This is a genomic window from Vibrio sp. 10N.222.52.B12, assembly GCF_002875385.1.
Classification (GTDB): Bacteria; Pseudomonadota; Gammaproteobacteria; order Enterobacterales; family Vibrionaceae; genus Vibrio; species Vibrio jasicida.
Genome location: NZ_MDAW01000120.1, coordinates 38,351 through 50,683 on the forward strand (window position 1 = coordinate 38,351; position 12,333 = coordinate 50,683).

At 45.3% G+C, this 12,333-nt stretch carries 14 protein-coding genes; 6 read left to right on the plus strand and 8 right to left on the minus strand.

The window, feature by feature from the left end; all coding sequences use genetic code 11:
* Window positions 1-12 precede the first annotated feature (12 nt).
* Entirely contained in the window at window positions 13-1,371 is a 1,359-nt protein-coding gene (locus BCT11_RS13880) for a DUF4397 domain-containing protein (RefSeq protein WP_102388544.1), read from the minus strand.
* A complete protein-coding gene (locus tag BCT11_RS13885) occupies window positions 1,368-1,964 on the minus strand; it encodes an LON peptidase substrate-binding domain-containing protein (protein ID WP_042603805.1) in 597 nt (198 codons plus the stop codon). Before BCT11_RS13885 ends, BCT11_RS13880 begins: the two co-directional genes overlap by 4 nt.
* 323 nt (window positions 1,965-2,287) lie before the next feature.
* Here BCT11_RS13885 and BCT11_RS13895 point away from each other — a divergent pair, with 323 nt between their 5' ends.
* From BCT11_RS13895 to csdA, 4 genes are all read left to right on the plus strand, one after another.
* Window positions 2,288-3,085 (plus strand): outer membrane protein OmpK, encoded by a 798-nt coding sequence (locus tag BCT11_RS13895; RefSeq protein ID WP_038864630.1) that lies wholly within the window; start codon window positions 2,288-2,290, stop codon window positions 3,083-3,085.
* A gap of 107 nt (window positions 3,086-3,192) precedes the next feature.
* Window positions 3,193-4,083: a 2-dehydropantoate 2-reductase gene (panE, locus tag BCT11_RS13900; RefSeq protein ID WP_102388545.1), complete on the plus strand. Its 891-nt coding sequence runs from the start codon at window positions 3,193-3,195 to the stop codon at window positions 4,081-4,083.
* Window positions 4,080-4,679: a DJ-1 family glyoxalase III gene (locus BCT11_RS13905; protein WP_039976932.1), complete on the plus strand. Its 600-nt coding sequence runs from the start codon at window positions 4,080-4,082 to the stop codon at window positions 4,677-4,679. Before panE ends, BCT11_RS13905 begins: the two co-directional genes overlap by 4 nt.
* Window positions 4,679-5,890: a cysteine desulfurase CsdA gene (gene csdA / locus BCT11_RS13910; RefSeq protein WP_102388546.1), complete on the plus strand. Its 1,212-nt coding sequence runs from the start codon at window positions 4,679-4,681 to the stop codon at window positions 5,888-5,890. The genes BCT11_RS13905 and csdA overlap by 1 nt, the downstream gene beginning before the upstream one ends.
* A 366-nt stretch (window positions 5,891-6,256) precedes the next feature.
* Here the strand turns inward: csdA and csdE are convergent, their stop codons facing one another.
* The 4 genes from csdE to BCT11_RS13935 all read right to left on the minus strand — a co-directional run bounded on the left by csdE (window position 6,257) and on the right by BCT11_RS13935 (window position 9,468).
* Window positions 6,257-6,685, minus strand: a complete 429-nt coding sequence (csdE, locus tag BCT11_RS13915) for a cysteine desulfurase sulfur acceptor subunit CsdE (RefSeq protein WP_039976929.1) — start codon at window positions 6,683-6,685, stop codon at window positions 6,257-6,259.
* 20 nt (window positions 6,686-6,705) lie between these two features.
* A complete protein-coding gene (tcdA, locus tag BCT11_RS13920) occupies window positions 6,706-7,515 on the minus strand; it encodes a tRNA cyclic N6-threonylcarbamoyladenosine(37) synthase TcdA (protein WP_005427322.1) in 810 nt (269 codons plus the stop codon).
* A gap of 102 nt (window positions 7,516-7,617) precedes the next feature.
* Window positions 7,618-8,730 (minus strand): murein transglycosylase A, encoded by a 1,113-nt coding sequence (gene mltA, locus BCT11_RS13925; RefSeq protein ID WP_042603808.1) that lies wholly within the window; start codon window positions 8,728-8,730, stop codon window positions 7,618-7,620.
* Window positions 8,731-9,012: 282 nt separating this feature from the next.
* Window positions 9,013-9,468 (minus strand): DUF2850 domain-containing protein, encoded by a 456-nt coding sequence (locus BCT11_RS13935; protein WP_038864621.1) that lies wholly within the window; start codon window positions 9,466-9,468, stop codon window positions 9,013-9,015.
* A 164-nt stretch (window positions 9,469-9,632) separates the two neighbouring features.
* Here BCT11_RS13935 and argA point away from each other — a divergent pair, with 164 nt between their 5' ends.
* Window positions 9,633-10,970: an amino-acid N-acetyltransferase gene (gene argA, locus BCT11_RS13940; RefSeq protein ID WP_102388547.1), complete on the plus strand. Its 1,338-nt coding sequence runs from the start codon at window positions 9,633-9,635 to the stop codon at window positions 10,968-10,970.
* Between the two features lie 253 nt (window positions 10,971-11,223).
* Complete coding sequence (locus BCT11_RS13945; protein WP_005427310.1) at window positions 11,224-11,409, plus strand: hypothetical protein; 186 nt, start codon at window positions 11,224-11,226, stop codon at window positions 11,407-11,409.
* 40 nt (window positions 11,410-11,449) lie between these two features.
* On the opposite strand, the gene BCT11_RS13950 is transcribed toward BCT11_RS13945, so the two are convergent.
* Window positions 11,450-11,821, minus strand: a complete 372-nt coding sequence (locus BCT11_RS13950) for a hypothetical protein (protein WP_102388548.1) — start codon at window positions 11,819-11,821, stop codon at window positions 11,450-11,452.
* A 24-nt stretch (window positions 11,822-11,845) separates the two neighbouring features.
* On the minus strand, window positions 11,846-12,229 hold the full coding sequence (locus BCT11_RS13955) for a hypothetical protein (RefSeq protein WP_042603811.1): 384 nt from the start codon (window positions 12,227-12,229) through the stop codon (window positions 11,846-11,848).
* Window positions 12,230-12,333 lie beyond the last annotated feature (104 nt).

Genomic DNA, 12,333 nt, shown 5'->3' on the forward strand with positions numbered 1-12,333 from the left:
CCCCCTTCGTCCTTAGTCTGTGATGTCATCAACGATTAGGTTGAAGCCACCATTGTTGCCATCATCGATAGCGACTACTTGGTATACGACGCCATTCTTTACCGTTACGGGTGCAGAATCTATGGCTACTGTAGATGGGTCACCGGCAACCGTCACCGTCACAAAATAAGACCCTTCCATCACGTATACGCCTTGTACACTTTCTTTATACGCAAAATTAGCTATTGCTGGATCACTTCCTTCGATTCCCGCGCTAGAAGTGAGATAAATATCGACCATTTCAGCCACAGGATTCGCAGCAGCATGCGTTACGTTCAAGGTTGCGCTGGTTGCAACTGCACGACGCATGTCTTCAACGACCAGTGGTTCTATTGCAATTGCAGGAGTGACAACACCAACTGCATAAACGCTATAATCCATACCGCCTTTCACTTCTAAACCGTCAACATCGATAATTGGATCCGTCGTTGTGCCATCGACAAACACATCAATATCATAAGCTTTTGGCGCAAGGTCCAAGTACCCTCGAATCCGTTTAAACTCCAAATCCGCAAGCGGAGCAAACGCAGCACCATCAACGTGGACGTCTACAACCGGAGCACCGTCAACTAAGTGCCCTACTCGCACTTCGGCTTGGCTTCCCATATCTTCAAGTATAGAAGAGCCAGAACCATCTAATACCACTAACTTCACCGGAGAGGTGCTATTTGAATCACCAGTCTTAATAGCAGCAATGGTCAAATTAGCATTGGCTGGGAGAGGAATGGTTCCCGAATCAAACGCTACTGTGTCACCCACGGCCAATCTCACTTGGTAATCGCCTGCAGGAATATTCAGCACATCCGTTGACGCTTTATAAGCGAGATTAGTAATCGGTGATGAATCTGCCAAGGCTGCACCGGGTGCAGTAACATAAAGGTCTACAGCTGGGACGCCAGAAGCGGCATGTACCACCTGAACATCTAAGCTGTTAGCATCCGCCATCGAAGTCGCGCTACGAGTAACAATTAAAGGTTCAACAGGATTTGGTGTTCCTGAAGCGTCACCCACGACAAATGCTGTATAGTTTAGGTCCGAGTCGAGATCTAATGAAGTTTTCGGTACGACAGTTACCGTTTCAGCGCCTGGAAGCTGTACATCAACTTGAACAGAGTTACTGCCCTCAGGTAACTTCACGTATCCCGACCCGACGCCGTAGTCTACGCCAGTTAATGCCGCTCCATCATTTATCCAAACGTTAGCCAACGGCGCGTCAGCGGAAGCATGTACTGCTTGAAGGTTTGAATATTCTATCGAGTCGCTATCTGAGCCGCAGGCAGCAATCCCTAGCACAGCAACCAGCGTTACTGCAGTTTTGGTTAGTCCTTTCATATCCTTGTCTCTCTTTGAGGTGGGGCTTCGATGGCATCATTAAGAAAATCGAGTGCCGGAAGACAGTCCTCTGCACTCACCAATCGTTCAAATAGAGCGCTGTCCAATGGCAATAGCTCGAGCCATCTTTGCACTACCCACGATGGGTCATCATAAAAACGATGTTGGTAAAGTGTCCCTAGTTGAGGAAACTGCTCGTACACGTGAGCGAGTTGATGGCTAAGGAAAATGAAGTCTGGTGACGACAAAGGCTGCTGCCAGTTGTCTAACCACTCAACCTCTGCATGACGCAAACCATCTGAGTCTGCTCTAATTCGCTTAACCGTAAACCGTTTTTCACCGACTACGGTGATACCAAGAAGCCCATCACTGAGTGTTTCAAAATCAACGATGGTGACCAAAGTTCCGATGGATGACACATTTCCCACCGCTTTAGGGTCCCCCTCACTACCGACAAGACAAACACCAAAACCCACGTTTTGGAGGCTGCATTCTTTTACCATTCTTGTGTAACGTGGCTCAAAAATACGCAGATTCATTTTGCCTTCCGGTAAAACTACTGAGGTTAATGGGAATAACATGACTTCTTTCATTCAAACGTCCTCTTTGGTTCCCACACTCATACGAACGGACTATTAGTCAGATCACTAACGATTTATGTTGGTTAATCGACTGGCTTAAAAAGTCATAAAAACGTTTACGCAAACGACACTCGTCACATATTTATTGCAAACTAATGCAACAACCAAAAAGTTCCGTGAAATAAATGAATTTCGTGACAAGCCTCACTAAAAACCTTCATTTTTGCATCCTTTATCACTTTCATTTGAGATTTTTATCGCTATTATTCCCGCCAATTGGAAAGCGCGGCACAGATTGCGTGTTCTGAATCATTACAAACATAGAGAGTCCCCTTATGCGTAAATCACTTTTAGCTCTTAGCCTTCTAGCGGCTACTTCAGCTCCAGTTATGGCTGCTGACTACTCAGACGGCGACATCCACAAGAACGATTACAAGTGGATGCAATTCAACCTTATGGCTGCTGTTGATGAACTACCTGGCGAATCAACGCACGACTACCTAGAAATGGAATTCGGCGGCCGCTCTGGTATCTTCGATCTTTACGGTTACGTTGATGTATTCAACCTAACTTCTGATCCAGGCAGCGACAAAGCTGACGCAGACTCAAAAATCTTCATGAAGTTTGCTCCACGTATGTCTCTAGATGGCCTAACTGGTAAAGACCTATCTTTCGGTCCAGTTCAAGAGCTATACGTAGCTACTCTTATGGAGTGGGATGGTTCAAACGGTGGCGTGAACACTCAAAAAGTGGGTCTTGGTTCTGACGTGATGGTTCCTTGGTTCGGTAAAATCGGTCTTAACCTTTACGGTACTTACGATTCAAACAAAAAAGACTGGAACGGCTTCCAAATCTCGACTAACTGGTTCAAACCATTCTACTTCTTCGAGAACGGTTCATTCATTTCTTACCAAGGTTACATCGATTACCAATTTGGTATGGATGACGATTTCGGTGCGCTTAACACTACTAACGGTGGTGCTATGTTCAACGGTATCTACTGGCACTCAGATCGCTTCGCAGTTGGTTACGGTCTAAAAGGCTACAAAGACGTGTACGGTCTTAAAGATGACGGTCTAGCTGGTAAAACAACTGGCTTCGGTCACTACTTCGCTGTAACTTACAAGTTCTAATAGAACCGATAAGTTCCCCAAAAATGGCGCCTCTTGGCGCCATTTTTATTTGCTTTCCTTTTTTCCCTCATTATCCTTGCAGCAAACCTTTTTAATGAGAGCGTTTGGTGAATATTCTCATCTTAGGTCCAGGAGCCGTTGGCTCACTTTGGGCGACTAAATTCAAACTTGCTGGACACAATGTTTCCTTATGGGGAAGAAGCTCAAACAGCGAGCAGTTGCTCCAACTTGATGACAACTCAGCAATCAGTTTTTCTAATCAGCACATCCCTTCTGTTCAAAATGCAGATCTGATTGTTGTGACAGTAAAAGCATGGCAGGTTGAAACCGCGATTGAGCCTCTTCTTCCTTACATCAACACTGACACCATCATAATGTTGATGCACAACGGAATGGGAACCGCACAACTCATCGAAACCAAACTTGCTGATAACCCGTTAATCGTTGCCACAACAACACACGGTGCTTTCAAACCAAGTAAAGAGCAGGTTCTGCATACTGGTCAGGGAAATACTCAACTGGGTGGCTTTAATGCTAAAGGTACTCAATGTGACTTCTTAGTGGAGGTGATGAATCACGCTTTGCCAGAGGTGAATTGGAACCCAAATATCAACGCTGCACTGTGGACCAAGCTTGCGATCAACTGTGCTATCAACCCTCTGACCGCCATTCATCAATGTAAGAATGGTGAGCTTGCCGATCCAGGATTTGCCTCCGAGTTAGCGAACATCACCCATGAGTTGGTGGAGGTAATGAATACAGAACAGATAAAGGTCGATTTTGATTCTCTTCACACCACCATTATGCAAGTGGTGAACGCGACAGCAGCCAACTACTCTTCAATGAGACAAGATGTTTTCCACCAACGTCGCACCGAAATCGATTTCATTACCGGTTATTTGCTGAAAGCTGCTGAAAAGCATCACATTAGTACGCCAGAGAACGCCAAACTCTATCAACGCATCAAACAGATTGAACAAAGCTGGACAGAACAATGAATAAAAAGATCTTAGTACCTATCGCGCCGGGCACAGAAGAAATGGAAGCGGTAACCGTTATCGACTTAATGGTTCGAGCAGGCTATGACGTAACCATCGCAAGCGCAGATTTCGATGGTGCACTGACTATGAAAGCGTCTCGAGGCGTGACACTAACCGCGGATTGCAAGCTAGTTGATATTGCCGATGACGAGTTTGATGCGATTGTTCTGTCTGGTGGTGTAGGTGGTGCAGAAACCTTCCGTGATAGCACCATCATGATTGAAATCCTGAAACAGCACATGTACGAAGGTAAGCTGGTTGCGGCAATTTGTGCAGCGCCAGCTTTGGTTTTGCAACATCACAACCTTTACCCTGAAGCCTTGATGACATGCCATCCAAGCTTCCAATCTCATATTCCTGAAGACAAATGGCGAGCTAAACGTGTCACCATGGATGTGAATCACAACCTACTGACAAGTCAGGGACCAGGAACCGCACTTGAGTTCGCGATGGAAATCATTATCAAACTTTCTGGTAAAGAGCATGGATGGATGGTCGCAGAACCGCTAGTTACCATCCCAACACTGCATTATCACGAGTTCGGTGACGAATAATGTTTGACGTAAACGCTGTACGCGAACAGTTCCCTGCCCTGAAGCAAGACGTAAACCAATCGCCTTTGGTTTACCTTGATAGCGCAGCTACAACGCAAAAACCGCAGTGCGTGATCGATGTGATTAGCCGTTACTACAGTGCACAAAATGCTAACGTGCACCGTGGTAGTCATAGCTTAACAGCCAACGCGACCAGTCAATTTGAAGCGGCTCGTGAAACCGTTGCGAATTTTATTGGGGCGAGCAGTTCAAAAGAAATCATTTGGACTCGAGGCGCAACCGAAGCACTAAACCTAATCGCGCAAACTTATGCTCGTAGCACACTCCAAGCGGGTGATGAAATCCTAATCAGTGAAATGGAACATCACGCGAACATCGTGCCTTGGCAAATTGTCGCGGAGCAAACGGGCGCGAAAATCATCAAGGTTCCGATGACCTCCGGTTGCCAATTCGACATCAATGCGTTTGAAGCACTGTTGTCGGAGCGCTGTAAAATCGTAGCGTGCGCACAAATCACCAATGTGACGGGCTCTCGTCAACCTATCGAGAAAGTCATCGCCATGGCACATGCGTTAGGCGCAGTTGTCGTTGTCGATGGTGCACAGGGCATTGTTCATGAACAGTTGAACTTGGCAGAGCTCGATGTCGACTTTTATGTCTTCTCTGGCCACAAGCTGTATGCACCTGCTGGGATTGGCGTACTGTATGGCAAGCTTGAACTGTTAGAAGCGATGCCACCATGGCACGGCGGCGGCAAAATGGTTGAAAGAGTCTCGTTTGAAAAAACCACCTTTTCTGCCTTGCCGGGTAAGTTTGAAGCGGGTACACCGAACGTCGCAGGCGCGATTGCTCTAGCGAAAGCTATCGACTGGTACCAAGACTTTGACCAAACCGCAGTAGAGGCACATCTGCATTCTCTGCAAGACCAAGCTTACCAGGCATTAAGCCAATTGGATGACATTCAAATCCTCGGTTATCAGCCGAATGCTTCAGTGCTTACTTTTGTAATGGATGGCGTTCACCACCAAGACATTGCCACGCTGCTTGATCAACAAGGTATCGCTGTTCGCGCTGGACATCACTGTGCTCATCCTCTGATGGATGCGCTTAACGTCAAAGGCACGGTGCGTGTTTCTTTTGGTATCTACAATACGTTAGAAGATGTTGAGAAGCTGATTGCAGCAGTCGAGAAAGCGGTCGATATGCTTTAACAATATAAATATACCCAAGTAACCTCGAGATGCTAGGTTCAGCGAGACTGACTTGGTTTGTAGACGCGGCAGCGATTTAAAGGTTTAATGTGTCTAAATCAAGAATCGACAACAAAGTATGCAAGCCAAGGCAGCTCGCCCTTTGGGAGCGTGTCATTGACCCGATTGCTGCGTCAAACAACTTGGAAAGAACTGACTATTACACTGCGTTGTTTTCCTTGCTCTCAAATCAATGACAACGCTCTGAATCCTGCATCTTGAAGTCACTTGGGTATACCACTGTAGATTTATAGAAAAAGGGTTGAAACCGTTTGGCTTCAACCCTTTTCTTTATTCTGTTCTTAGTGCGGTTTTAACTAACGCCAACTACTGAGCTTGTGCTTTGATCTGCTCAACAATCGCTTTCAAACCATTGCCACGCGATGGGCTTAGGTGAGCAATTAAACCTAGTTTTTCAAAGTAAGCATCAATATCAAACGCTTGGATTTGCTCTGCCGTTTTGCCATCGTAAGCCGCCATCACCAAGGCAATCAAACCACGCACAATACGCGCGTCAGAATCGGCGCAAAAGTGCCAAACGCCATTTTGCTCTTTGCTTACCAGCCACACTAAGCTTTCACAGCCAGATACCGTAACTTGCTCTGATTTAAGCTCTTCAGGCATTTGAGGCAGCTTTTTACCCCATTGGATCACCTGACGGTAGCGATCTTCCCAACCTTTAAATTGCTGCATGGTTGCGGCGATGTCTTCACTGGTGATGTCAGTGCCAAACGGCGAGACAGGGAAATCAGTCATGATGCGCTCTCTTCTCTGAATTACTTCTTATGCTTTTGGATCAGCTTTTCAACGATACGAGATACCGCAACAAAACCGAACGTTGCAGTTACAACCGTCGCCGCGCCAAAACCACTCGCACAGTCCATACGTTTTGGACCTTCTGCTGTCGATTTCACGCCACATACTGAACCATCGGCTTGTGGGTACTTCAATTGCTCGGTAGAAAACACACAATCGATACCAAATTTACGCGCTGGATTTTTCGGGAAGTTATGATGACGACGCAATGTGTCTTTGATCTTCTTCGCCAATGGGTCTTGGATTGTCTTGGTCAGATCCGCCACCATGATTTGAGTTGGATCGATTTGACCACCAGCACCGCCAGTTGTGATCACTTTAATCTTGTTGCTACGACAGTAAGCCAATAGAGAGGCTTTTGCTTTTACGCTATCGATCGCATCCAACACGTAATCGAACTCTTTGCTCAAGTACTCGTGCTGATTATCTGGTGTGATGAAATCGTCAATCAAATTGACCTTACACTCTGGGTTAATCAGCTTAACGCGCTCTGCCATCACTTCAATTTTACTTTGACCAACCGTGCCAGTCATCGCATGAATTTGACGGTTAATATTGGTCACACACACGTCATCCATATCGATGAGCGTCAACTCACCAATACCAGTACGTGCGAGCGCTTCTACCGCCCATGAACCAACACCACCAATACCAATCACACACACGTGTGCAGCACGAAGAATTTCTACTTCGCTGTTACCGTAGAGACGACGAGTGCCACCAAAACGTTGGTTATAGCTGTCAGATGCCGGAGTATCGAGTTCACGCATATTGAAGTTCCAGATGATCGATAGAAAAACAAAGAGTGCGATTTATACGCACTCTTTGAGGAAATGTCTAGATGATGAGAGGTGATTCCTCTCGCTAGGCAGCTATTGTAACTTCTCTGGCGGCAAAGCCCAAGGTGCTTGCGTTGGCGTGTTTTCCAAACCCAACTTCCACACGCGACCAAAGTGCTTGTAGTGACCCGCTTCTGTACCAGCACGTGGTCCCATACCGTGGTATAGATCGAGATGGTTTTGCTTCACCGCGCCGCCAGTGTCTAACACAATTAGAAGACGAAGCTGGTGCGCGCCACTCCATGTACCGTCTTTATTAAGCAATGGCACTTCCGCCAAAATTGGCGTACCCATAGGTAGAATCGAACGATCGCCTGCTACCGATGCCATTGGTAATAGTGGAATACCTGCAGAGCCCGTTACTGGCGCATCCGCTTGTGGAGCAAAGAACACATAAGAAGGGTTTTGCTCTAGCAACTCACGAACCGTTGCTTCATCATTCTTCATCACCCAGTCTTTGATGGCTTTGAGTGACATCTCTTCACGTGGCACTTCACCACGCTCAATTAGAATTCGGCCAATACTCACGTACGCTTTATTGTTCTTACCTGCGTAAGCAAAGTATTCCAGCGTATCGTCATCTTCGAAATGAACAAAGCCGCTACCCTGCACTTCCATCATGAATGGATCAATACGGTTGGGTGCGTAACCCAATACCAGACCTTGACCGTCTAACGCTCCGTTATAAATTTCTGCACGTGTTGGGCAGCTTGAACCACAATTTGGCTTGCCATAAACCGGGAACTTATATGTTGCATTTGGTTGATGACGCAATTCCATCACAGGAGAGAAATAGCCTGTGAACAACACGTTGCCCTTCTTATCACCACCACCAAGCTGCGCAGCTTGAATACCGTACGCACTGAGCGCAGTCGTATCACCACTCTGCAATGCCCATTCACTCAACTTCTCGTAAAGTGGCTGGTACATTTTTGCCATTGAAGGCGACTTAATCACAACCTGTTCAGCTTGTTTGTTGAACTCAGTGAAATCTTGCGGCTTGTTGGATTCAACGACATCAGCTTTGTTCAAGATATGCGAAAACTCGCCATCGTAATCTTGCTTAGCAAGTAGGTTTTGTTCTGGCTCAGTCGCACAACCAAATAACAGACTTAAAGAGACAATAGGAAGGAGTTTTTTAAACACGTGTTTTTTCCATAAAAGAAGATAGCAAAAGGATGGCAAACAAATGCAAACGACGCAATTGAAAAGCTGCGACAAAGTGTATCAGCGATAAGGCAAAGGCTTTAGTTGCTGCCGATTCATCCATAAAAATAGGAAGCTGGATAATAACAGCAATGTAATCAAACGATTGTCCGGACAATGTCTGATGGAGGTGGCAGGAATTTTAAGATACCCGAAAACGCCAGCCCTCTCACACTGAGACCCAGCGAGCAGTTACAGAAAGAATTTTACGAATATGAAGCGCTAGCGAATAGCTAGGTTCGAATGACCTTCTAGGTGAAAAACGGGCAGATAGTGGGCATTTGAATCCAACTTCATTTCAGAGTGATGCTGATCGAGAAAGTCAAATCGACGCACTGTAGAACCAACCTTATAAGAAAGTGTGTCGCCATCAAATTCGAAATCCGTTGCGACGGTTGAACCTCTCACCATTACACCACGCTCACTAAGAATAAACTCTTCACGAGCATATGGCGCCACGTCTTGCTCTACCCACTTGCCATAAATCACTGACTTAGAAATTGGTGGGTTTATATATCGAGTAATCAAATCACCATACATCATAAATACAACTATCGTACCTACGATCGCCGTTAGCATAAGCGAACGCTCAATCCATTTACGAAGTGGCGATTTTGTAGAGATATTTTGCTCTGATTGAGCAGCGATCGCAGCATTCTTATTTACAACTGAAGACATGAGGCTCACGTGTTTGAACTAGACGGGAACATTGTACCCTCATCAACCAAACACAACCAAGCATCACGCTCACGATGTTTGTGCTTTATTCCAAAAAATTACCTTGCCAACAATTGAATAAAAAGACAATATTAAAGCATAAATAAACACAAGGAATGGCTATAGTGAAAATTCGTAGTACTGCTCTAGTTAAAGGATTCCGTCAATCCACACCCTATGTTAACGCACACCGTGGAAAAACCATGGTTTTGATGCTTGGGGGCGAAGCCGTTGCCGATAAAAACTTTGGCAACATTATCAATGATATTGCATTGATGCATAGCCTTGGCATTAAGGTAGTTGTGGTTTACGGCGCAAGACCGCAGATCAACCAACTACTAGAGAAACAAGAGCTTACTACGCCATACCACAAAAACGTTCGAATCACAGATGAAGTCGCGCTTTCGGTAGTTATGCAAGCAGCAGGACAGCTTCAACTGGCGATAACCGCACGCTTATCTATGAGCCTTAACAACACGCCAATGGCGGGTACCCAGCTTAACGTTGTAAGCGGCAACTTTGTCATTGCTCAGCCACTCGGTGTTGATGACGGCGTCGACTATTGCCACAGCGGACGCATTCGTCGAATCGATACCGATGCAATCCACCGCACACTCGCTCAAGGCTCAATTGTGTTACTCGGTCCAATCGCCAGCTCAGTGACAGGGGAATGCTTCAACCTTCCCTCAGAAGAAGTCGCGACTCAACTAGCGATTAAGCTTGGTGCGGATAAATTGATTGGGTTCTGCTCTGAGCAAGGGGTTATTGATGATAACGGTAATGCCGTCGCGGAATTGTTCCCTATTGAAGCAGAGCATGTCATCACGAAGCTCATGGCAGACACCTCACCAGATTCCGACTATAACTCTGGAACATTACGTTTTCTCAAAGGTTCGATTTCTGCTTGCCGTGCAGGTGTGCCAAGAAGCCATCTTATTAGCTACAAAGTTGATGGCGCACTCATCCAAGAATTGTTCTCTTTCGATGGTATCGGTACACAGGTTGTCATGGCCAGTGCCGAACAGGTGCGTGAAGCGGACATCGATGACATTGGCGGTATTTTAGATCTTATTCGCCCACTAGAAGAACAAGGTGTGCTAGTAAGGCGATCTCGCGAGCAACTTGAGCAAGAAATTAATAAGTTCACCATCATCGAAAAAGACGGCTTGATCATCGGTTGTGCGGCTTTGTACCCATATATTGAAGAGCAAAAAGCGGAAATGGCTTGCGTGGCTATTCACCAAGATTATCGCGATGGTAACCGTGGATTATTGCTACTCAATTACATGAAGCATCGTTCAAAATCTGACAACATCAATCAAATCTTTGTGCTGACCACACACAGCCTTCATTGGTTTAGAGAACAAGGCTTTTATGAAGTGAGCGTTGATTATCTTCCGGGGGCAAAACAAGGACTGTATAACTTCCAGCGTAAGTCAAAAATTCTGGCATTAGACCTGTGAGAATTAAAGAAACGTAATTCAACCTAAACCTAAATAGTTATGCAAACCTTTACATTGACATTGGTCGCAATTTAACCTTTTCAATATACATACTGTTGGTTATAATCTGCGCAACAAACGGTCGTATTTTAAACAATCGGCAAATGGATCTAGGTGAATAACTATCACCCTAAAGTGCAGAGCAAGCTTGGCTGCTCTGCATGACGCATCAAGGACAGTTGTTACTCTTACAATGAATAAGATGAGCACTGTTATGAAAACCATTATTTGTAACTCACTTCAAAGCTTCTGGGATATGGCGGATAACCATTTTCTCGAAGGGCTCGACGTCCACTGCGTATTTCCCGTCAATGACGCCATTAAAGATTTTATCTTGGCTTATCAGCAACAATACAAAATTCGCAGCGTGTCATTTACCAATGCGTTTACACAAAATTAAAGAAGACCGAGCATCGCGCTCGGTCTTTTGGTATGTATGTTCAATAAAAGGCCATAATTAATAACGTCGAGAATATAACGAATAGAATGATTAGCAGTATCAACCAATAAACCAAGCTAACGTTAATCAGCCATTGAGGACTTAGACTGCGTACATCGCTCAGTCCTCTTTTTCGACCAAGTCGAGGAAACGCGATGGCAGCAAGCAAGCCCGTGCCATAGATAAGAGAGCCAAAATGAAAACCGGAACTGATGGCTAGCTCAACTTCCATATAATGCTCCCGTGTATAAGCGTATTGCTTAACCTCTTCAGGAGTGACACATGTAAGAATTATACCGACAATCAGATACCAAAAGATGAGCAGACCACCAGCTATAAAAAATACGACAAACGATAGCTCTACCAAAGACATGATAAGTCCAACTACCTTTGATAATTAAGAGATGGATAGCCATGTAATCATTGAGATAATGACTGTAAACATCAGAAGCAACATTACCGTTGTATAAAACACACACACATAAATAAACCCTCGTCCGCACACACTCCGAATATCTGCCAGCCCTCGCTTTCTTCCCAACAGGGGGAAACATACGCTAGCGATCAAACCAACTCCATAGATAAGAGAGCCAAAATGAAAACCGGAACTGATTGCTAGCTCAACTTCAGAAAAATGTCGCTCATTGAAAGCGTAGTGCTTTACATTTTTGGGTGTAAAGAAGACGAGAAAAGCACCTAGCACTACAAACCAAGTAAACAACGCAGCGCCTGATACAAAAAAAGCGATAAATGCGATATGTAGAAGCCAGGAAAAATCCACGGTCACACCTCATGCGACATTAAAGCTCAAACATTATCGTCGAAAAAGCATGGGGTTCAATGCAGTTCGAATTGCTCAGACATAAAAATGGCGGGATTACGACC